The 22,492-nt window shown below is 40.3% G+C and carries 19 protein-coding genes and 3 pseudogenes; 16 read left to right on the forward strand and 6 right to left on the reverse strand.

What is annotated here, in order from left to right:
• The first annotated feature begins 127 nt into the window (after window positions 1–127).
• From ACR5KR_RS26685 to cofG, 9 genes and pseudogenes are all read left to right on the forward strand, one after another.
• Window positions 128–2,014, forward strand: a complete 1,887-nt coding sequence (locus tag ACR5KR_RS26685) for a hypothetical protein (protein ID WP_448268592.1) — start codon at window positions 128–130, stop codon at window positions 2,012–2,014.
• Window positions 2,015–2,083: 69 nt separating this feature from the next.
• Window positions 2,084–2,338 carry a SemiSWEET transporter gene (locus tag ACR5KR_RS26690; RefSeq protein WP_448268593.1) on the forward strand — a complete coding sequence of 85 codons (255 nt, stop codon included), beginning with the start codon at window positions 2,084–2,086 and terminating at the stop codon, window positions 2,336–2,338.
• A 21-nt stretch (window positions 2,339–2,359) separates the two neighbouring features.
• Window positions 2,360–4,006 carry a B12-binding domain-containing radical SAM protein gene (locus ACR5KR_RS26695; protein WP_448268594.1) on the forward strand — a complete coding sequence of 549 codons (1,647 nt, stop codon included), beginning with the start codon at window positions 2,360–2,362 and terminating at the stop codon, window positions 4,004–4,006.
• Window positions 4,007–4,017: 11 nt separating this feature from the next.
• Window positions 4,018–4,206 carry a CPXCG motif-containing cysteine-rich protein gene (locus ACR5KR_RS26700; protein ID WP_012411100.1) on the forward strand — a complete coding sequence of 63 codons (189 nt, stop codon included), beginning with the start codon at window positions 4,018–4,020 and terminating at the stop codon, window positions 4,204–4,206.
• Window positions 4,207–4,225: 19 nt separating this feature from the next.
• Window positions 4,226–4,675 carry an SRPBCC family protein gene (locus ACR5KR_RS26705; RefSeq protein ID WP_448268595.1) on the forward strand — a complete coding sequence of 150 codons (450 nt, stop codon included), beginning with the start codon at window positions 4,226–4,228 and terminating at the stop codon, window positions 4,673–4,675.
• 597 nt (window positions 4,676–5,272) lie between these two features.
• Complete coding sequence (locus tag ACR5KR_RS26710) at window positions 5,273–6,184, forward strand: IS982 family transposase (protein WP_448265662.1); 912 nt, start codon at window positions 5,273–5,275, stop codon at window positions 6,182–6,184.
• A 56-nt stretch (window positions 6,185–6,240) separates the two neighbouring features.
• Window positions 6,241–6,432 (forward strand): annotated as a pseudogene (locus ACR5KR_RS26715) (chlorophyll a/b-binding protein).
• Between the two features lie 326 nt (window positions 6,433–6,758).
• Window positions 6,759–7,520: a beta-carotene ketolase CrtW gene (gene crtW, locus ACR5KR_RS26720; protein WP_448268596.1), complete on the forward strand. Its 762-nt coding sequence runs from the start codon at window positions 6,759–6,761 to the stop codon at window positions 7,518–7,520.
• A gap of 113 nt (window positions 7,521–7,633) precedes the next feature.
• Window positions 7,634–8,605 carry a 7,8-didemethyl-8-hydroxy-5-deazariboflavin synthase subunit CofG gene (gene cofG, locus ACR5KR_RS26725; protein ID WP_448268597.1) on the forward strand — a complete coding sequence of 324 codons (972 nt, stop codon included), beginning with the start codon at window positions 7,634–7,636 and terminating at the stop codon, window positions 8,603–8,605.
• A gap of 570 nt (window positions 8,606–9,175) precedes the next feature.
• On the opposite strand, the gene ACR5KR_RS26730 is transcribed toward cofG, so the two are convergent.
• Window positions 9,176–9,328, reverse strand: a complete 153-nt coding sequence (locus tag ACR5KR_RS26730) for a hypothetical protein (RefSeq protein ID WP_448268598.1) — start codon at window positions 9,326–9,328, stop codon at window positions 9,176–9,178.
• An 89-nt stretch (window positions 9,329–9,417) separates the two neighbouring features.
• Between ACR5KR_RS26730 and hflX the strand changes: the two genes are divergently transcribed.
• Together hflX and ACR5KR_RS26740 are read left to right on the forward strand one after the other, a co-directional pair.
• Entirely contained in the window at window positions 9,418–11,163 is a 1,746-nt protein-coding gene (hflX, locus tag ACR5KR_RS26735) for a GTPase HflX (RefSeq protein ID WP_448270347.1), read from the forward strand.
• Between the two features lie 435 nt (window positions 11,164–11,598).
• On the forward strand, window positions 11,599–12,480 hold the full coding sequence (locus ACR5KR_RS26740; RefSeq protein ID WP_445629758.1) for a 2OG-Fe(II) oxygenase: 882 nt from the start codon (window positions 11,599–11,601) through the stop codon (window positions 12,478–12,480).
• Window positions 12,481–12,957: 477 nt separating this feature from the next.
• Here ACR5KR_RS26740 and ACR5KR_RS26745 read toward each other — a convergent pair whose 3' ends face one another.
• The gene (locus ACR5KR_RS26745) at window positions 12,958–13,347 is read right to left on the reverse strand and encodes a hypothetical protein (RefSeq protein WP_448270438.1); all 390 of its coding nucleotides are present in this window, start codon (window positions 13,345–13,347) and stop codon (window positions 12,958–12,960) included.
• Here ACR5KR_RS26745 and ACR5KR_RS26750 point away from each other — a divergent pair.
• A pseudogene (locus ACR5KR_RS26750) lies at window positions 13,313–13,822 on the forward strand (XDD4 family exosortase-dependent surface protein); the annotation flags it as partial. The gene ACR5KR_RS26745 and the pseudogene ACR5KR_RS26750 overlap by 35 nt on opposite strands.
• 61 nt (window positions 13,823–13,883) lie before the next feature.
• On the opposite strand, the gene ACR5KR_RS26755 reads toward ACR5KR_RS26750, so the two are convergent.
• Window positions 13,884–14,273 (reverse strand): hypothetical protein, encoded by a 390-nt coding sequence (locus ACR5KR_RS26755; protein ID WP_448270440.1) that lies wholly within the window; start codon window positions 14,271–14,273, stop codon window positions 13,884–13,886.
• Window positions 14,274–14,410: 137 nt separating this feature from the next.
• On the opposite strand from ACR5KR_RS26755, the pseudogene ACR5KR_RS26760 reads away from it, so the two are divergent.
• The 3 genes and pseudogenes from ACR5KR_RS26760 to gshB form a co-directional block, all read left to right on the forward strand.
• A pseudogene (locus tag ACR5KR_RS26760) lies at window positions 14,411–14,500 on the forward strand (PEP-CTERM sorting domain-containing protein); the annotation flags it as partial.
• 520 nt (window positions 14,501–15,020) lie between these two features.
• Window positions 15,021–15,293 (forward strand): glutaredoxin 3, encoded by a 273-nt coding sequence (grxC, locus tag ACR5KR_RS26765; protein ID WP_190893995.1) that lies wholly within the window; start codon window positions 15,021–15,023, stop codon window positions 15,291–15,293.
• A 231-nt stretch (window positions 15,294–15,524) separates the two neighbouring features.
• Window positions 15,525–16,493, forward strand: coding sequence for a glutathione synthase (gshB, locus tag ACR5KR_RS26770; protein ID WP_448268599.1), 969 nt, complete (start codon window positions 15,525–15,527; stop codon window positions 16,491–16,493).
• Between the two features lie 512 nt (window positions 16,494–17,005).
• Here the strand turns inward: gshB and ftsZ are convergent.
• From ftsZ to ACR5KR_RS26785, 3 genes are all read right to left on the reverse strand, one after another.
• Window positions 17,006–18,322, reverse strand: coding sequence for a cell division protein FtsZ (gene ftsZ, locus ACR5KR_RS26775; RefSeq protein WP_448268600.1), 1,317 nt, complete (start codon window positions 18,320–18,322; stop codon window positions 17,006–17,008).
• Between the two features lie 60 nt (window positions 18,323–18,382).
• Window positions 18,383–18,616, reverse strand: a complete 234-nt coding sequence (locus tag ACR5KR_RS26780; RefSeq protein ID WP_448268601.1) for a hypothetical protein — start codon at window positions 18,614–18,616, stop codon at window positions 18,383–18,385.
• Between the two features lie 782 nt (window positions 18,617–19,398).
• Window positions 19,399–20,232: a cell division protein FtsQ/DivIB gene (locus ACR5KR_RS26785; protein ID WP_445629752.1), complete on the reverse strand. Its 834-nt coding sequence runs from the start codon at window positions 20,230–20,232 to the stop codon at window positions 19,399–19,401.
• Window positions 20,233–21,129: 897 nt separating this feature from the next.
• On the opposite strand from ACR5KR_RS26785, the gene ACR5KR_RS26790 reads away from it, so the two are divergent.
• The gene (locus ACR5KR_RS26790; protein WP_445629751.1) at window positions 21,130–22,461 is read left to right on the forward strand and encodes a P-loop NTPase fold protein; all 1,332 of its coding nucleotides are present in this window, start codon (window positions 21,130–21,132) and stop codon (window positions 22,459–22,461) included.
• Window positions 22,462–22,492: the final 31 nt, after the last annotated feature.

The following is a 22,492-nucleotide window of genomic DNA, read 5'->3' on the forward strand; positions in this document are numbered from 1 at the left end:
GATTGTACTTGGACTTTCAGAAAATATTTATGCTTCGAGGGTGAGTGTCTGACTCGCCCTTTTTTACTGGTGTTGCTATAGTAGCGGATGACACATTTAACTACGTGCGATCGCATCTACTATCAATATGGGTAAAGAGTCTCAAAATCGCTTAAAACACTTTGCTGCTTTAAAATCAAAGTACCAAGCAACTCAATATCAAGATTCATCGCCTGCTAGTCTGTTGTATTTCATATTGCGAAAAGTTGACTTAGGAATTGAACTCACTCACTTAGAATTTAATTGGTTGAAAGAGTATGAGTTTGTTGAGACTTTAAAAGTTATCAAGCAAGAGCAGCAATATAGGTTCCAAGAATTTGGAAATCTAGAATTTGAATTTTTGAAATTACAATCTAAATATAAAGCTACAAAGCATAATGTTTCTTGGCAATCTAGTCATCTGTATTTCATACTTTTGAAACTTGAGTCAGGAAATTTAGTCACTGATTTAGATGTTAAATGGCTTACAGCCAATGGTTTACATGAGACGAATAAAATTGCTCAAGAGGTAAATCGATTTACTCAACTTAAATCTAAATACAAAGCTACTCAATATCAAGACGTATATCCTGAGAGTAAACTGTATCAAATACTGAAAAAGTTAGATTTGACAGAGTGTTTAAGTAATTCTGAATATAATTGGCTGCTCAATAACCAACTTTTGGAAACAGCAGAAATTTTTAAGCAACAAGAATCAGAAAAAGAAGCTCATTTTGCTCAATTACGAGCTAAATATCACGCTAATAAACACTTGGATTTATCATTGTCGAGTCCACTATATTTAATACTGAAAAACATCGACGCAAAAGATAACTTGAGTGAGTCAGAAATTAACTGGCTAGAACAACAAAGACTTAACGAAACAATTATCATTGCTCAAGAATTGGAACAAACACGAGAATTTACTGCTTTGAGATATAAATATAAAGTAACTCGTTATGAGGATTCATCGCCTAAAAGTCACCTGTATAAAATTCTCAAAAGGCTTGAGTTGTCCAATCAGTTAAGTGAACAGGATATTAACTTTCTCAAAAAACGCAAGTTGACTGAGATTATAGAAATTGCAAATGAAAAATACGTCTCTGCCCTAAAATCTAAAATAGATTCAGGAGAACTACTTAATGAATCAGAAATTAACTGGCTACAAAATAATAGACGTGAAGATATCATTATTCTTGCCCAACAAAAGCACTTTGTAGCTTTGAAATTAAAATATGATGTTTTAGAGTATCAAGATAAATTATACACCAGTATTTTATACAAGATTTTGCAAAAGCTTGAGTTAAAAGAGCGACTTGAAGCAACAGATGTTGCTTGGCTTCAAGAGACTAAAATCAAAGTGCTTCAACCAACATATAGTTATTATAAGTGGCAAGAAGAGCCTCAGTATCAAGGGACTAAATTATTATCTGGTAAGATTTTGATTGCTTATCACACAATTGAAGCAAATTTTTATGAGCAGGAGTTTCAGCGCACTGAGAACAAATGGAACTTAGCAAATGCCAGCAGTCATTGGCGCAAAGCAGATGAACCAGAACAGGCATTGCAACTGACGAATAATTTACAATTCGACAAAATTAAAGAAAATAAACTCAAATCAGCTTTGCTAACTACCAGAGGTGGAGCATTTCGAGATGTTGGAAAATTAGATGAAGCAGAAAATTGTGCCCGTCAAGCTATTGAGTATCAACCAAAAAGCCATCACCCTTACACTTTGATGGGAGCCATTTGTTTTGAACAACATCAATATTCAGATGGTGAATATTGGTTTCAAGAAGCAATAAAACGTGGTGCTAATCCTAGAGATATGGATTCTGAAATTAAGCGAGTAGTGAAAAGTGCTAAGGATGAAAGAAAGCGTCGCCAAGTGATAAACTACCTACTAAACAAAGATCCACAACGGTATGCTTGGGCGAAGTTTTATATCAAAAATTCAAATAATAAAATTACATTAGAAAAGCAAAATATGAACTAAGTAAAATTTAATGTAATGCAAATGTTACTCTAGCTTTAAACTACAAATAAATTGATCTGGTTGCATCGCATGGATTTTATAACAATTTTAGGATTAGCGGCTGCCACGATAACCACAATCTCGTTTTTGCCACAGATGTTTAAAACTTGGCAAACAAAATCAGCAAAAGATGTTTCTTTGGTTACGCTAATTGCATTCATAGGTGGTGTTTTTCTGTGGCTAATCTATGGAATTTATTTACAATCCTTGCCAATTATTCTTGCTAACGCCGTAACATTGGTTTTTAACTTAATTATTCTATGGCTTAAAATTAAATATAGATAAACTCGCTTCTAACAAACCCCTGTGACATCATCTGTATTTGACTCTGAACGCCTTTTATTTACACCTACCACCCCAGATACCAACGCTATCCCTATAATCTTCGCCTTTCCTAACGAGTACAGCGTAGGTATCACTAGCCTTGGCTATCAGGTAGTTTGGGCAACCTTGGTAATGCGTGATGATGTGCAGGTGAGTCGCCTGTTTACCGATACTCACGAACAACTCCCTAGAAGGCCGGAAATTTTGGGATTTTCTATTTCGTGGGAACTGGACTATGTGAATATTTTAAATTTGCTGGAATCTTTAGAAATTCCGATTCGAGGAACCTCTCGTGATGATTCCCATCCGATAATTTTTGGTGGTGGCCCTGTTCTTACGGCTAACCCCGAACCTTTTGCAGATTTTTTTGATGTAATTTTGCTGGGGGATGGCGAAACCCTGTTAGGGAATTTTATTGAGGCTTACAAAGAGGTAAGAAATGCCTCACGACAAACTCAACTAAAAAGACTTGCACAAATACCAGGAATTTATGTCCCTAGTTTGTATGAGGTGGAATATCACACAAGAAATGGTGAAGTAAAATCAATTAAACCAATTTCTCCCGAAATTCCCGCCGTGGTACAGAAGCAAACTTATCGGGGAAATACACTATCGGCTTCTACTGTAGTCACCGAAAAAGCGGCATGGGAAAATATCTACATGGTGGAAGTGGTGAGAAGTTGTCCAGAAATGTGCCGCTTTTGTTTGGCGAGTTATCTCACGTTACCTTTTAGAACAGCCAGTCTAGAAGATTCATTAATTCCAGCGATCGCCAAAGGTTTAGAAGTCACAAATCGGTTAGGATTATTAGGAGCTTCTGTTACTCAACATCCAGAGTTTGAAGCTTTGCTAGATTATATCAGTCAGCCAAAGTATGATGATGTCCGCCTCAGTATTGCCTCAGTGCGAACCAATACTGTAACAGTCCAGTTAGCAGAAACTTTGGCGAAACGAGACACGCGATCGCTTACCATTGCAGTAGAGAGTGGTTCTGAGAAAATCCGGCAAATTGTCAACAAAAAGCTGCATAACGATGAAATTATTCAAGCAGCCATAAATGCCAAAGCTGGCGGATTAAAAAGCTTGAAACTCTACGGAATGGCAGGAATTCCCGGTGAAGAAGCAGAAGATTTAGAACAAACTGTGGCGATGATGCGTAATATCAAAAAAGCTGCACCGGGATTGCGATTAACATTTGGATGCAGCACCTTTGTACCCAAAGCACACACGCCATTTCAATGGTTTGGAGTAAATCGTCAAGCAGAAAAGCGGTTGCAGTTTTTGCAAAAACAGCTTAAACCACAGGGGATAGAGTTTCGTCCAGAAAGCTATAATTGGTCGATTATACAGGCTTTATTATCGAGAGGCGATCGCAGACTCTCCCAACTTCTCGAACTTACTCGTGACTTTGGCGATTCCTTGGGTAGCTACAAACGTGCTTTCAAGCAACTCAAAGGGCAAATCCCCGATTTAGATTTCTACGTCCACGCCGAATGGTCAACAGAGCAAGTATTACCGTGGAGCCACTTGCAAGGGCCTCTGCCACAGTCTACACTACTAAAGCATTTGGCTGATGCTAAGAGTTATATCAACCCATCTCCAAAGGAATTACAGCCATTGAATTCATAGCTGAAAACTTGATGCAAAACACAGCTGAGTATTACTGCGCCTATTGCGGCGAACCGAACTTAACTTTTATTGATTTGAGTGCTGGAGGACAGCAATCTTACGTTGAAGATTGTCAAGTTTGTTGTAACCCAAATATTTTGTATGTGCGGGTTGATGAAGATACCCTAGATATCGAAATTGATACCGAATCCGAAAGTTGAATTTTAGGTTTTTCTTTCCATGCTGCACTTTAAACATTCCTCAATAATTAATGCGTCACCAGAAGTAGTTTGGAAATTTCACGAAAGGCGAGATATTTTGCAACTATTGAATCCACCTTGGCAACCAGTACAAGTGGTTCGTCGTGAGGGTGGACTGAATGTAGGCGCTATTACAGAATTTCGCCTGTTTCTCGGCCCATTACCATTAACTTGGTTAGCGCGTCATACTGAATGTGAAAAAAATCGCTTGTTTACCGACGAACAGATATCTGGCCCCTTTGAATATTGGGTACATCGACATGAATTTGAACCGGAAGCTGGCAAAACCAAATTAACTGACGCTATTTCCTTCTCTATGCCTGGTGGAGGAACAGTTGAATTTATCAGTGGTTGGCTAGTGCAAGCGCAACTAGAAGCAATGTTTCGCTATCGCCATTATGTAACCAAACGAGAATGTGAGTCACAATAGCAGAGTGTGCTAATAGCAAAAATTAATTATTCTGATTCTTCAGCCGTTGCTGTGCCAATAAAAGAGCCGTTGCTTTCTAATAGCTTCAAAAGCATCTGCAATCAGTACCGTAGTAGTTATACTTTAAGTTAAAAAAACCTATTTACTGTTTATTAGTCTGGGTAATAACGCTCTATAACCCTTATAATTTTCGTTATCTTTCTTACATTCAACATACTTTTTTAGTGAGATTACAAGTTTTCACTAGTAGCTATTTGGGAAAAATACCTTACTCTATAGGCTAATAAATAGCTATTATCAAACTTTTGTTAGATAAGTATTTCCTGGACTCCTTAAAATCTCATTCTTTAGAGTTGTATCTACTTTTAAACTAGAGACAGATATCGCCAAATAAGTAAGTTAATTAATATAACGTGAGTTCGACGGATAGAAAACGGCAAAAAGCTTGCTAGATATGAAACATGAGAAACTGGGTAGGTGTTGCGATGGCGCGAAGCACCTGGTGGTGGCGATCGCTAAGATTAATTGAGAATGAGCAAAAAAGGCACAAAAAAACGCCGAGACTAAAAATATCTCAGAAAAATAAGGGTCTCGGCTATGTCTACCATTGTATCTCGCCTCGATATCGTACAAATATTCTGTGACGTAGATGATTTTTGTAACCAGTGGGAGAATTTGTGGGAACAAGTACCACAGTTACCATCCACAAAGGGAGAGCGTCGTAGCACTTCCCGAATGCATTTATCAGAGGTGATGACAATCGCGATCGCATTTCATGGTAGTGGTTATAAAACTTTCAAGGAGTTCTACACGTTGCATGTGCTACAAAGCTGGCGTGGAGCGTTTCCAAATTTGGTCAGTTACACAAGATTTGTGGAACTTCTGCCCTGGAGTTTAATGTTGCTGTGTTGTTTTTTGCATACACGGACAGGAGAAATTACAGGGATTAGTTTTATCGATTCCACCCCAATTGATGTTTGTCACAATTGCCGGGCACACGCCCATAAAGTTTTTAAAGGGTTAGTGAAATGGGGTAAAAATGCTGTGGGCTGGCACTTTGGCTTTAAACTTCATTTAATTATTAACGATAAAGGAGAATTACTGGCATTCAAACTAACTCCGGCAAATGTTGATGACCGTAAACCAGTTCCAGATATGACTCGTGACTTAATTGGTAAACTTTTTGGAGATAGAGGATATATCTCGCAAAAATTATTTGAAGAGTTATACGAACGAGGTTTAGAGTTAGTTACTAAATCTAAGAAGAAAATGAAAAATCGTTTGGTAAAACTGATTGATAAAATTCTTTTACGCAAACGGGCTGTAATTGAGTCAGTCAATGACCATCTCAAAAATATGTGTCAAATAGAACACTCTCGGCATCGTAGTGTGTTTAACTTTTTGGTCAATCTGATGGCTGGTTTAACTGCTTACACCTATTTACCCAAAAAACCATCGATTGATATTTACCCAAAAGATTTACCTGCACTACCTCCTGCCGTTTTCTAACCGTCGAACTCACGTTAATATAAACAATGTAACTTGCTTCTTAAGGTAACTTAACAATGACGCTTTATCCTAGTGATAAAACTGAAACTGCATATAATGGCAAAGACCGCAGTACTGCTGAACTTGGGTGAACTCCTCAGTCTGAACTTTGGAATGGTCGTTTAGCTATGCTCGGTTTTCTAGCTTACCTACTTTGGGATCTCAATGGTTATAGCGTAGTGCGAGACGTACTTCACCTCATCTCCTAAACCCCGCTAAATTATTGACCATCTTTGTTGCAGGCTGAGATTATATCCAAAGTACCAAGGAAAAGACACTGTTTATATTTAAACACTAGTACTGTCAGTGTCATTACTTATATCACCCAACCTTTAAACTAAAAACAGTTTTTAGAATAGCAGTTGATTATGTAATACTAGTTAAAGTATCTTAATATTTGTATACATTATTAGAGTGTTGATACTCTCCAATGCAAAACACTGACCACTAATTGAGTTTTCTGGATAGTGGTTAGAACTTATTGTTGTGACTATATTTGAGTAATTTTTAACTAAATACTAGGCGGAGTAAAAGCGTGATTCAATTAGAACAGCCACCCAGTCATCAAACAAAATTGACCCCAGTAGTAAAAAGTAAATCTCAGTTTAAGGGACTTTTCATAGCTATTGTCATTGTTAGCGCATGGGTTATTAGCCTAAGTTTGTTACTTTCCCTTGATATCTCCAAGTTACAATCTTGGATGCTACTACCTGTTGTACTTTGGCAAACATTTTTATATACGGGATTATTTATTACATCTCATGATGCTATGCATGGGGTAGTGTTTCCTCAAAACAGTAAGATTAATCATATTATTGGGACATTAACCCTATCTCTTTATGGTCTTTTACCTTATAAAAAATTATTAAAAAAGCATTGGTTACACCACCAAAATCCAACAACTAACATAGACCCAGATTTTCATAATGGTATACACAAAAAATTCTTTGCTTGGTATTTTCATTTCATGAAAGGTTACTGGAGTTGGGGACAAATTATTGCTCTGACTCTTATCTATCAATTTGCTAATCGTATCCTTCATATACCTCATGCTAATCTCATAACCTTTTGGGTACTTCCTTCACTTTTAAGTTCATTTCAATTATTTTATTTTGGTACTTTCCTCCCACATAGTGAACCAATCGGAGGCTATATTCAGCCTCATTGTGCCCAAACGATTAGCCGTCCAATTTGGTGGTCATTCATCACGTGTTATCATTTTGGCTACCACGAAGAACATCACGAATATCCCCATGTTTCTTGGTGGCAGTTACCAGAAATTTATAAAGCAAAATAGTTTTTGTTTATCTAATCAGGAAGTGGACGTGAATAATTGGAGGTTTGTAGTCAGCAACTCCACCCCTTAAAATAGGTCTGGGGCTGTTTGCTAAGAGCAACTTTATACTGCTTATGCCAATTAATAATTCTCGTCTTGTCACCTATAGCCCTGCTTATACAATCGTTCCCACTTACGAGTGCTTTAATCGGTGTAGTTACTGCAACTTTCGCAGTGAGCCGGGTAAAAGTCCGTGGATGAGTATTTCAGATGCAGACAGGATTTTAAAACCACTTCAAACCAAAAAAGTCTGTGAAATCCTCATCCTTAGTGGTGAAGTACATCCCCATTCGCGAAAGCGTCAGGCATGGTTTAGGCGAATTTATGATTTGTGTGAATTAGCGCTTTCAATGGGGTTTTTACCACACACAAATGTAGGCCCATTAAGTTTTGAGGAAATGCAAAAACTCAAAAGTGTAAATGTTTCGATGGGGCTGATGTTGGAACAATTAACGCCAACATTGTTAATTAGTGTACATCGGCACGCACCGAGTAAATTACCAGAAGTCCGTTTACAACAATTGCAATGGGCGGGAGAGTTGCAGATTCCCTTTACAACTGGGTTGCTATTGGGAATTGGGGAAACCGTTAATGATTGGTGGGAAACATTAGAAGCTATATCTAACTTGCACCAACATTACCATCATATTCAAGAAGTCATCTTGCAACCTCATAGTCCAGGAAATCAGCAAACTTTTGATGCACCACCTTTTAACCCTCATCAATTACCAGAAGTAATTGCTAAAGCCCGTGAAATTTTACCGCCAGATATTACTATTCAAATTCCACCGAATTTAGTTAAGGATGATTGTTGGTTACTCGCTTGTATCGAAGCTGGTGCGAGAGATTTGGGTGGAATTGGGCCAAAAGATGAAGTGAATCCTGATTATCCCCATATTCAAGAACAGGCATTGAGAAATATTTTACAGCCTGCTGGGTGGGAATTAGTGGCGCGATCGCCAGTTTATCCCCAATTTGATAGCTGGCTATCGGAAGAATTACAAACAGCAGTGAAGCGATCGCGGAATGCTATGTTATTGGTTTAACAGATTTAGTGCGATCGCTAACAAAGATCGATTACCTTAGTACTGATTAACCAGAACGTATACATTTTCCTTGATTTTGCCTAGATTTGACAATGATCAATGATCAGGAATTCCTTCATGGTGCTGCATTTTTGCGGCTAATTGATCGTGGAGAACGTCTTACAATAACTCACGCATCTTCGATACATTGATCCATTTATCTAGTTGAAACTGAGAAAAGTAAATCGGCTATTCTTTTGCAAATATTCAGCAGGGACGACTCAATGTTCGTCAAGGAAAAGAAACGAAAGGAAAGGGATTTAGATTAAAAAATAGATCGGCAAAAGATGGGTCACGAACATGGACAGGAACTTCTGGTTTTACTAGTCCTGAATGGGTAAATAAGGCCAAACAATAATATCCTAATGTACCTACACTTATTGTCATTTTATAACAAGGTAGAAAAGAAGATTACTGGGATAATCAACCGCTTTATCTTCCAACGTTGATTCTACCGAAAAACAAATTTGTCTTCATGTTCAATTACTCAGAGGCTGCTGAAGAATTAGAAGACGATATAGACTTGCAGGATTAAAAAATAAGTGCGTGATATAGCGATCGCACAATTAATATAATTTTCTCATAGGCGATCGCTTTCACAATCTCACTTGCAATAGCAACTGAAGCCAGTACCACCAAAATAGTGTCAAATAAATACTCACCGCGAACTAATTCACAACGCATCCCTCAAAAGAGAGAGATAGGAGCCTAAACCCTGTTGTAAAATAGACTTATAAGAATTCGGGGGGCCATTTCACTGGTCATAAACGCCTATAGAAACTATTTTTGGAAATCTCCAAGGTCTGAAGTCCAGCCAGCTGAAGCAACTACAGCGGCTGTATCACCAGCGCATACCAGGCGATCGCATCACCACGCCTGAGTTTTCCCAGCGTCTGGCAGCAATTAGCACAGAAGTAAATCAGCCTGTGTGCGCCTACATCAACCGTCGCGGACAAGTGATTCGCGTCGGCGTAGGCACACCGCGTCAAACGCAAATACCACCGATGGAATTGCCGCGTTACGGTGCAGAACGACTCAGTGGTATTCGTTGTATTGCCACCCATCTCAAGCCAGAACCGCCCAATGAAGCGGCACTCACGGCTATGGCACTACAACGTTTAGATGCCCTAGTTGTCCTAAATATTACCGGAACCGGATTTACACGGCGGGGCGGCGGGGCAACTGGGTATGTCAAAGAAGCTTATCTAGCTCATCTGACACCCCAAGAGTCTCGCACCCTGATTACTAGTCCTGCTGCTCCCAAGGTAGAGGAAAGCCAAATCCAATCTCCAAGTTGGAATATATCGCCACCTCTAGACTTGGACGAGCTAGCAGAGCAGGATTTAGTAGACTTAGTGGAAAATCTGGAAGCAGAATTCCAGCGCGAATATGTCGCCCAGGAAGTAGATGCTGACCACGATCGCGTGCTGATTGTGGGGCTGATGACTAGTGAGATGACTCCGCTACAATTTCAAGACACCCTAGTAGAATTGGCACGGTTAGTTGATACCGCTGGGGGAGATGTATTACAGACAATACAACAAAAGCGATCGCGCGTTCATCCTCAGACAGTAGTTGGCGAAGGTAAGGTGCAAGAAATTGCCCTAACTGCCCAAACACTCGGAGTCAACCTCGTTGTCTTCGACCGCGACCTTTCACCTTCCCAAGTCCGCAACTTAGAAATGCAAATTGGTATTCGGGTGGTTGATCGCACCGAAGTAATTTTGGATATCTTTGCCCAACGCGCTCAATCTCGTGCTGGGAAGTTGCAAGTAGAACTAGCACAGTTAGAATATATGCAACCGCGATTGGCTGGTAGAGGTCGCACGATGTCCCGATTGGGTGGTGGTATTGGGACTCGTGGCCCTGGTGAAACCAAACTGGAAACTGAACGCCGTGCTATTGGGCAGCGCATTTCCCGACTGCAAAAAGAAGTAACTCAGTTGCAAGCCCATCGTTCGCGGTTACGGCAACGAAGACAGCATCGAGAAGTTCCTTCAGTTGCTTTAGTTGGATATACCAACGCTGGCAAGTCCACTTTGCTGAATGCTCTCACTAATGCAGAAGTTTATACAGCCGACCAGTTATTTGCCACTCTCGATCCGACTACCCGCCGTTTGGCGATTCCTTATGGCGAAACCAATGAACATCAGGAAATTCTGATTACAGATACAGTAGGGTTTATACATGAACTGCCTGCATCGTTAATGGATGCCTTCCGTGCCACCTTAGAGGAAGTCACTGAAGCCGATGCCCTACTACATTTGGTGGACTTATCTCACCCTGCTTGGTTGCGTCATATTCGCTCAGTCAGAGAAATTTTGGCACAAATGCCAATAACTCCTGGCCCGGCCCTAGTGATTTTTAACAAAATCGATCAAGCCAATAGTGAGACACTAGCTCTAGCTAGAGAAGAATTCCCCTTGGCAGTATTTATTTCCGCGAGTCAGCGCTTGGGATTAGAAACCCTACGTCAGCGCCTTGCCAAGCTGATTGAATATGCTGTTGATTCCCAGTAAATACTGAAATAAATTTTTAATTTTCTAGTTGAAAATGCCGTAGTTAATAGGAACTATGGCATTTTCTATTAAAAATAATAGATACTTCTACTTTACTAAAGCTTTATCGGTTTATGTGGAATTTGCTGAATGACAATATTATAAAAGACGTGCTAAAACAATTAATTAATGGTATTTTTCTGGTTCGTAGCTAATACAGTAATCGATTTATCACTAAATAAATTCAATTACATATAAAGATTTAAGTATTGAACTTGTTCTTAATTAATTTTATACAGCAGAATTTAGAATTTAGGAGTAAAACACACTTTATATCTGGGTAACAGATTTAGCTTGTGTACCTCACAACTTTAAATCTGCTGTAAGTACTGTATTAATCTTTCAATATGACTTTTAGAGTTATCTCATTTATCAACATTATAGAAAGAAAGGTATATGCAATTAGCTTCACAGCAATTTGAGTCAAAAGATGTGAAAGTACAGCTTCTTTTAACTGGAGGACATCAATACACCGTTTATTTAAAATCAGATGCAACTGTACTGCATAGCCTTTTAACAACAGTTGTGGCTCGCGCCTACAAACAAGAATCTGAGTTACAGAATTTATTCCAAATTCCCATCAATGAAGGTCGCTCGGTTTTATGTTTTCCTAGCGAACATCTTATAGGTGTGGTTACAGAACCCCCAATCTTTGTACAGCAATCAGAGAAAGTAGAATTGCAAAATGATTATATTTTGGCTTCTGATTATATACAAATAGATAATTTTCTTAAACCAGAAGAGCACAAAAATTTACTCAAATACGTCCTTAAAAAAGAGTCTGATTTTTTGCCAAGCAATACTTCTACCAACGATGTTAACTATCGCCAATCAATGGTTGTCTATTCATTTCCTGAATTTTCTGAACTAATATTAAAGAGAATTCAAGCAATGATTCCTGATATTATGAGCAAGTTAAACTTACCATTATTTTCTATATCACAAATTGAAAGCCAACTAACTGCACATAATGATGGTAACTATTATAAACTTCATAATGATAATGGCAGTCCAGATACTGCTACTAGAGAATTAACATATGTTTATTACTTTTATCAAGAACCAAAATCATTTTCTGGTGGAGAGTTACTGATCTACGACAGCAAAATTGATAATAACGTATATGTAAATGCTGAGATATTCAAAACAGTTGAACCTCGCAATAACAGCATTGTATTCTTCCTCAGCCGTTATATGCACGAAGTATTGCCTGTGAGTTGTCCCTCTCAAGCTTTTGGAGATAGTCGATTTACTATCAATGGCTGGGTGCGTAGATAAGCAAATTCAGTATAATCACTGTACACTACCACAATGAATATTTAACTTTAGGGAAGGCGATCGCCTTCCCTAATTTCTTACAAACTCATAGCTAATCGACTTTCTAAGTAATATCTTTCATTGACTTATAAAGAGTTTATCAATATTGATTAAGTAATTTATTTATTATTTTTAAATAAAGATTTAATTTCCCAATTAGAACTAGAATTATTACGTAATTTTAATAGATTTTTTTGTAGTATAAATACTTAATCAGTATATTTAATTAAATATAAACCATTTATTGTTCGTGTATTAAATTTTTGATAAAGCTTAAAAAACACAGTACTAAATCTCTTTTTTGTGTGTCAATTTAGATTAGAAAATGATGTCCATGATGCTCGTATAAACATCATTATTAGGAAGCTTTTTCATATCTTGTTTAAGACAAAGAGGTTTGATTTACATGTCTCAAGCTTATTCAAAAAAAGTAATTGGTTATATAAGTTGTGGTCTATTATCATTCACCTTAGCTTTAGGGTCACAACTACCCCAAGCACAGGCCGGCAACGGTAACGGTAATGGTAACGGTAATGGTAACGGCAACGGCAACAAAAATACACCAGCACCTGCACCAGCGCCAGCACCTGCACCAGCGCCAGTACCTGCACCAGCACCAGCACCTGCACCAGCGCCAGCACCTGCACCAGTTCCAGCGCCAGCACCTGCACCAGCGCCAGTACCTGCACCAGCACCTGCACCAGTTCCAGCACCAGCGCCAGTACCTGCACCTGCACCAGCACCAGCGCCAGCACCTGCACCAGCACCTGCGCCAGCGCCTGCACCCAAGAGTTTGGGTTCTATAAGTTTTTCAGCTAAAGGAACCAATACCTACGACAAATCTAATGATCCTCTGGCAGCGTCAGTCCTCTTTAATTATCTAGACAATGGTTTATTGTCACTGACCCTGACTAACAATTCTTCTGTAGGAATTTCAAATCCTTCTGATGTTCTGACCTCAGTCTTCTGGGACTATGCTGGTTCTCCCCTAAACAATTTATCGCTGGTTTCGGCTCTAGCCCCGACAGTAACCTCAAGCGCAGGCTCTACCACTACAAAAAATGTTGATCTTCTCGCTCTAAATGAATGGAAATTGCCAAACACTAGTAATACTGGAGGGCTTCCTGGCATTGACCAACACTACGGTCTGGGTACAGCTGGCTTAGGCATTTTCCAAGGTGGCGGTGGACAGCAATTCAATTACGGCATCATCAGTGGTTACGCTAATGATGCAAATCCAGCCGTGAGTTCGGGGACTTTTGTTCAAAGTTCAGCTACTTTCCTACTATCAGGGCTAACTTCGGACTTTGACATCACTAAGATTGGTAACATCCGTTTTCAGTACGGTACATCACTAAGCGAAACTAGTATAAAACCTGCCACAGCGCCAGCACCTGCTCCAGCACCCGCGCCAGCGCCAGCACCTGCTCCAGCGCCAGCACCTGCTCCAGCACCTGCTCCAGCGCCAGCACCTGCTCCAGCGCCAGCACCTGCTCCAGCACCTGCTCCAGCGCCAGCACCTGCTCCAGCACCTGCTCCAGCGCCAGCACCTGCTCCAGCGCCAGCACCCGCGCCAGCACCTGCTCCAGCACCTGCTCCAGCGCCAGCACCCGCGCCAGCGCCAGCACCCGCGCCAGCACCTGCTCCAGCGCCAGCTCCAGCACCTGCTCCAGCACCCGGGCCAGCGCCAGCACCCGCGCCAGCACCTGCTCCAGCGCCAGCTCCAGCACCTGCTCCAGCACCAGCACCAGCACCTACTCCAGCACCAGCGCCAGCACCAGCACCCGCGCCTACACCAGCACCCGCGCCAGCACCTGCTCCTGCTCCTGAACCTGTACCATCAGTACCGCCTTACTATCAACCCCCTGCACCTCAACCGAAAAAAGTACCTGAACCCAGCACAACCGCAGCATTAGGATTATTTGCCTTGGGTGTTTTCAGACTCAAGAAGAAAAACAAAAAAAATATTTCCCAAAATTAAACCACACTGCTGAGTTTTAGTAAAAGAAAGCTTAAATATGGGTTTAGAAATGCTTATGCTCTTCTAAACCCATTTTTGTTAGAGGTAAGAAACGCTAAACTAGAACTCACCTCAATAATTCCTGCTTTTTAACTAGCACTTAGTAGCGAAAAAATTTGAGCGACAGAAACAATCTAAATATAATTACTGCTATTGCTAGCATTTCAACTGAAATATTATTAGATTGTTAGGTCAGATGCAAAATAAAAATAATCTACATAATATTTGGCTAGCTTAACCTTGGAGTCTAAATAAAGCTGCGTAAATAATTAAAGGTTTGTAGACGCTATGCATAGCTTGCTTTCCCAAAGGGGTACACTACAACCTAATATCAATATTTTTACATTACTTAACATTACTACTTTTCTTTTTGCCTAATTACATCAGCGCCTTCTGTAGATTAGGTTATGAAAGAATAAAGCAGCCACAGTCAGTGGCAAAGCTCTAAAATTAAAAAGTATTAAATCAAGTTGAGGACATCATGGCTGCAAAAGTAGAAATTTACACTTGGAGGACTTGCCCGTTTTGCATTCGTGCTAAAAGTTTGCTGAAAAACAAGGGTGTTGAATTTATCGAATACAGCATTGATGGGGATGAAGCAGCCAGAAATAAAATGGCTCAAAGAGCAAATGGACGCCGTTCTTTACCGCAGATTTTCATCAATGACGATCATATTGGTGGTTGTGATGATATCCACGCTTTAGACAGTCAAGGCAAGCTGGATGAGCTACTAACTTCTAGCAATAGCGTATAGGTTCAGAAGGTATTGCGATAGCGACAAACCACTGCAATTACACGGTAGTCACTACAATTCTAGAAAAATAACACGCTGCCTTGTCTACGGGTTTGCTCACAAAACCAATCTGCCCACAAGACTTTACCCTCCAGATTCTACTCAGCAGTACATATGTACGTCAATTGGTGAGAGCATCAAGAGATAATAATTGAGTAACCATTTAATTTCTTGGTGATTGAGGTATAAAGGGTGAAACTGGCTTTTATCATTGATCCCATCCATCTACTTGACCCGTGTCATGATACCAGTGTTGCCCTAATTGAAGCAGCGCAAATCCTGGGACACGAAGTTTGGGTGACTCAAGCAAATCTGCTGAGTGTGGCGGAGGGCAAAGCTTTGGCTGTTCTACAGCGAGTTGAAGTTGTACCAGTACAGTTGGTAGAGGGACGCTGGGTAGCGGCGAATCTTTGGTATAAGTTAAGCGATTCCTTCTTAACTTCTTTAGAGACAATGGACGCCGTATTTATGCGGACAGATCCACCTGTCAATGATTCTTACCTCTATGCCACCTACATTCTGGATTACATTGACCAAAATAAAACCCTGGTGATTAACAGTCCCAGTGGCATCCGAGGGGCAAATGAAAAAATGTACGCCCTCCAGTTTACCAAGGCGATTCCTGAAACGATTGTCAGTGCTGATAAGCAATTTATTCGGCAATTCATGGAAGCAAAGGGGGCAGCAGTTCTCAAACCGTTGGGTAACAAAGCTGGCGAAGGAATTTTGTTTTTGCAATCAGGCGATCGCAATTTTAACTCTATTGTTGAACTCAGTACCCTCCAAGGTAAAGTGCCAGTAATGGTACAAACCTATTTACCAGAAGCAAAAGAAGGAGATAAGCGAATTATCTTGCTCAATGGTGAACCAATTGGTGCGCTCAATCGCCTCTCTAGTGGAACTGATTTTCGCAATAATATGGCAACTGGTGGTACAGTCGCTCAAACCCAAATTACGCCAAGAGAGTATGAAATTTGTACCCAACTAGCTGAACGCTTACGCCAAGACGGCTTAATTTTTGTGGGTATTGACATTATCGGTGGCTACCTAACTGAAGTTAACGTCACTAGTCCTACCGGCATTCGTGAGATTGACCGTCTAGATGGTACTCACCTTGGTCATCAGGTTATTCAATGGATTGAACAGAGATTAAAAATCTAAAAATAATTTACATTTATTTTTTTTTGTTTGATGTCTGAATTCCCCAGCAAACAGACTTGCTTTGGGCGCTTGCGTGGGCTAGTTGCCTAAGCTACTTGTTTTAAGTAAATATATTTACTTGTACGGAATATGAGTTTAGTGGATTGCAAGGGGTAGATGCATTGATGTCTACGATCGCCTGTGACGCTCGTGACCTCGTTCGCCCTTGGCGTTTTTCCTTGGGAGAAGATTTGCTAACACTGCGCTATCGGTGATGCATCCATAGTTGGGCAGGTATTTTTATTGTTTTGTTCTGAAAGCATAGCTGGACATACAAGCCAGTAAACTCCTGCCCAAATTCATTCTATAAAGTAGCCTTGACAAGTTTTTTTACCAATTGGCAAAATTGGGTATGGCAAAAGATTGCTTATCCCTGCCCTTGGTAAAACCCTGGTGGAAGTAGCAGATTTTATACAGCGTTCAGCCTGACCGAAGACTGCTAAGTTAATCTAAAATCTCAAATTCCAAATCTTTTAATTCCTTGGTGTACGTCGGTTTCTCAGAAAATCAGGGATATCTAATCCAGGTTTTTCCTTTGGTTCTGGAATTGGAGTTGAGGTTGGAGTTGAACTTGGAGCTGAGGTTGGGGGATTAACTGTAGGTTGCTGTGTTGTTGGACGCTTTGAAGTATTGGGTGTTACTCGAACATTAGCTACGCTTTGTTGTACCGCAGCTTGCACTTCACCTGTAAATCCAGTGGCAATTACAGTAATTCTTACCTCACCTTGGAGCCTGTCATCAATTACAGCCCCAAAAATAATATTGGCGTTGGGATCGACTACCTCATAAATTGCTTCTGCCGCTGCATTAACTTCATGCAAAGTCAGGTCAGTACCACCTGTAATATTAAATACAACTCCTCTAGCACCTTCAATAGAACACTCTAGTAATGGTGATGAAATAGCTGCGATCGCAGCTTCTCTGGCTCTAGATTTTCCAGAACTAACGCCAATTCCCATCAATGCCGATCCCGCATCTGCCATAACTGCTCGGACATCAGCAAAGTCAACGTTTACCAAACCGGGGATCGTGATGATATCAGAAATACCTTGCACCCCTTGTCGCAGTACATCATCTGCATAACGAAAAGCCTCTTGCACAGGCGTTTGTTCGGGGATCACTTCCAGCAGTTTGTTGTTAGGGATAATGATCAGTGTATCTACTCTACTTTTTAGTCCTTCAATACCTTGTTCTGCTTGACTGGTGCGGCGGCGTCCCTCAAAAACAAATGGACGTGTGACTACACCAACAGTGAGGGCACCCATTTCTTTGGCCACTTCTGCCACGATTGGTGCTGCACCCGTCCCAGTACCACCCCCCATACCAGCAGTGATAAATACTAAATCTGCACCCTCTAAAGCCGTAGCAATTTCGTCCCGTGATTCCTCAGCTGCCTTTTGACCGATCGCAGGATTACCACCTGCTCCTAAACCCCTCGTTAGCTTCTGCCCAATTTGCAATCGACTTGGAGCGCCAGCTAAGGTAAGAGCTTGGGCATCAGTATTAATTGACCAAAACTCTACGCCAGAGACATCAGACTCGATCATGCGGTTAACAGCATTGCCACCACCACCACCGACACCAATCACTTTAATGTTGGCGACCCGACCAGGAACAATCTCACCAATTCGGCTATTTTCCGGAGAAATTTTTTTATTATCGTGATTTTGCCCGAAATTCAGCCCAGAGTTATTAAAGGGATTGGTCGAGTTCACTGCCAAAGAGAACCCCGGCTGTCCCGTAGATTGGGAATTTTTATAGTTAAGTCCTTGGTTATTATCAAGTGTCATTGGATTTGTAAAAGGGTAGATAAACGACTTTTTCAGGTGTTATTCACCTAAGAGTCAACTTTAGTTTGACAATGCCACAATAATATGGCGTTGTTCTTTATTGTTTTCACTACTGCCAAGCCTAACAGAATTGGCAGTGCGAAAATTTGCTATGGGATGAGCTTTTAACACAGCCGATCGCACAGCCAATTCTAGAGAAGTATACCTATATTCATCTAAAACTGACCTGTATAACTTCAACCAGACATTAATCTCTTGATTATTCTCAGCGGCGGGCATAACTTGTAAAGACATACTACAGCGTATCTTCTCTGCCCCAATAATAATATTGTTAATAAGTTTTACCATTGGGCATAATTGCAGCTTTAGACACAAAATTTACCTTCTACTTACTTATGCTTAAGTTAAACTAAGCAAGAATTTACTTGTCAGACTATACCTGATTAATTTGTTGTTTGGGTGGTCTCAATGGACACTTTGTTGAAGCAATAGTCTATCCTACAAGAACTCTCACTAGTGCGGCCAACAAATCAAGATTTCCTAAGAGATTTCGTCACCTAATAGGAATTACAGCACAGAACAGTCCAAACTTATTGCCCAGAAGCAATGCTTACGCAGTTTTAGCTGGCATTTTTCGTTACAGATTGAAACTTCGGTAAACTGTCTTTGGAAGTGTCCTCAACAGACCAAAGCCAGAGCCTTTTTGCTTCTGCACTTGGATGGCGGCATAAACCGTTCCTTCAGTGACCTCTGCTCACGAGTCTGAATCTGAATGAAAAGCTCAAGCAATGTTCTCTTTTTTGCACTGGGTTTAGTCAAGGAATGTATGGGCAGAAGGCGTTTTGTACGCTATAGACCATCATTAGACTGTCTGACATTTTGCACCCTACTATTAGATGTTAGGGTAACAATTGAGGTTCTGTTACTCGCAATAGAGATTTTATGATTGATTTTCTCATTTTAATTAGAAGTTAATGCCGATTTTCGGGCGATTTGCTGGAAAACTGAAAATAATAAATATATTTATCAGCATAAAGCTTCTTAATTTACTAGGAACTATCAAAATAATAAACACGCTAGATGTTTTTAGGAATTTTGGGAGTTAATTTTTGATCTTTTTGGTTCATTTGTACTAATGGAAGTTCAGGATTTTTCAGATCGATATACTCTATTTGACCAGAATTAAATTTTGTTGCTAAATGACGCATTTGGGCGAGTACCTTAATTTGTTCAGACAATTGGGGACCTGGAACACCAAGATGCACATTTCCTAATTCTGTTTTCAAAATTAAATTTGTTGGATTTTGGCAATCAATTTCCATCACTTTCACGGGACTTTGGCTCACAGCTTCATGGAGTTGAGTCCAGTAAAGACAGTATTGATTTGGCAAGCCAATTACTCTGAGATTGGGTAATTTTCTAGTAGGATTCAGTGATGTATATTTTTCTAAAGGCATCCAGGCCCCACTTGCATCTAGTAAGCCGATTGTTACTTTTTTGTTGCCACGTGTTTGAGTTACTGCTACAGGTACTCGTTCTTGGATTTCAATGATTAATCCAGGAGGAAATAGCCGGCGTCTGACGATCGCTTGGGCAATAGTTGGCTGTTTTTTCAAAGAGTTAGCGATCGCTGACGGTTCAATCCGCCACAAAGACTGAGGATAAGATAGCACCAACAATGACTGAGCTGTTTGATCCGACAGCAATTTATTACCTGATTTGATCGCTATTTGTTTGGGAGCCTTTAGCATCCACATCGGTTGGACTGCCATCCACAACAATCCAGCCGCCAAACCAGTAATGGCAAAGGTTCGCCAAATAGCTTGAATAATTCTCATCTGCCGCTGCCGACGCAATTTCTGACGACGCTGGGCTAGATGCGTGCGGGAAACTGATATTATGCCAGCCATTCACACCCCTTTTTGGTTGCAATCTAAATTCTTTGACAAGCTCGTATCATTATTAATTTCAGTAAACACTGTTGGCATTTTTGAGCCGCTCTCCTCAAGACTTTTTTTATTTTTAATAACACTTTACAGTAACTACACAATGATTATGGCGCTAGTAATTAGTCCTATTAAAGTTTCCGGTGTCCATTTTTAACTGACTGTAGTCTTTTTGACAAGTTATTTTTGAAGATTTTTCCTTAAAGATTACAAAATATTAATTGACATGTGTGGGATTTTGCTTTCTTGACAAATAGAATGTGAAATGATAAATAGGTATTCCTGGATCTCTGTATACCTTGCTATAATTCATACCAGTCACACTCATCAGCTATCCAAACTGAGAACCATGAAAATTTGTAGCTTTTTTTACTTAATTCCTCAGCCATATAATTTTGTGGCAGGTCGAACAGAAGGGAGAGATTGTCAAAACCTCAATAGCAGGTGTAAAAAGGACAGATATGCTTAAGACCCGACAGGTCGAGCGGCACCAATAAAAGATGAAATCCTTGCCAGGTAAGGGTATAGGGGAAGTTCAGAAAAAATCAAGAAAAGTAAAAATAAGTGCGAACATAAACAAATTTCTTTGCAAGCAACGCTGGCGCGAACGTCACTATACCCCACACCCTACACCCCACACCCCAAAGCTTTGTAGATAATGGGTTTGCATTATCTTAGTGCCATTTGCTATTAGGATCAATTAAATCTCTGCCATACTACTGACAGTAATCTGGCAACAAGCGCTGTCTTTTGCGAGACACTACTACTTCCTTGCGAATCAATCCTCTATTTACATCCTAGATAGGGATTTATTGTATAAAAAATCCAAACTAAGCTGCATCTACATAAACCTCTACATACATGAAAACGACATTAAATTTGTCACGTTTTTATAAAGCATGTAACCCTAGCTACACGCTAAATATAAGTAACGAACTAGATCGGCAGTATTACATAGATTTTGCTGATGTACGTGGTTGCAAGATTGTCGAAGAATTGCAACGAACGATCGTTCGTATTTCTCCTGACGAGCCAACCTGTCAGTTATTTACGGGTCATATCGGCTGCGGTAAGTCAACGGAATTGCAGCGCCTTAAGACAGAACTAGAGTTGGCAGGATTTCATGTGGTTTATTTTGAGTCCAGTCAAGACTTAGACATGGCAGATATTGATATCAGCGATATTTTGCTGAGTGTAGCCCGTCAAGTCAGTGCCAGTTTAGAAGGGATTAGCATCAAACTCAAACCTGGTTACTTTAGCAATTTGTTTAAAGAAGTAGGCGATTTTTTGCAAAGCCCCATAGAACTTTCTGGACAAGCAGAGTTGTCCTTGGGTATTGCCAAAATTACTGCCAAAACCAAAGATAGCACCCAGATGCGGAATCAACTGAGGCAATATCTGGAACCACGTACCAATAGTATTTTGCAGGCGATTAACGAAGAGATTTTAGAAAAGGCTGTTGAACAGCTAAAGCTAAGGGGTCAAAAAGGACTGGTAGTGATTGTAGATAATTTGGATCGAGTGGATATGCGTCCCTTAGCATCCGGGCGATCGCAACCAGAATATCTCTTCATTGACCGAGGCGAACAGTTACGCCGACTTAAATGCCACCTAGTTTACACAATTCCCCTAACGTTAATTTTTTCCAATGAGTATGAGACACTGAAAAATCGTCTGGGGGGAGGGATTGCACCAAAAGTACTACCGATGGTATTGGTGCGCCAAAGAGATGGCAGTGACTACGAACCAGGAATGTCGCTAGTGCGCCAGTTAGTTCTAGCTAGAGCTTTTCCAGAAGTTCCTTTGAATAACAGACTTTTATTAATTACAGAATTATTCGATCGCTCCGAAACCTTGGATCGTCTATGTCGCGTTAGTGGTGGTCACATTCGTAACTTATTAGGCTTACTTTATAGCTGCCTGCAACGACAAGATCCGCCTTTTTCTAGGGACTGCTTAGAAGCTGTGATTAAGGATTACCGCGACGATCTGCTATTAGCTATTGATGAGTCCCAGTGGGAATTATTGTTTGAAGTAGTACAGCAGCAGAGAGTTAAAGGTGAGTCTGACTATCAGAGCTTACTAAGAAGCATGTATCTGTTTGAATATCGCGATCCTGTGGGGCGCTGGTTTGGCATCAGTCCAGCCTTGGCAGAAACAGAAAAAGTTTTGGCTTGGCAACAAAACAAGTAACAGTCAATTGTCATTTGTTATTGGTCATTTG

The sequence above is a fragment of the Nostoc sp. DSM 114159 genome (genome assembly GCF_053470285.1).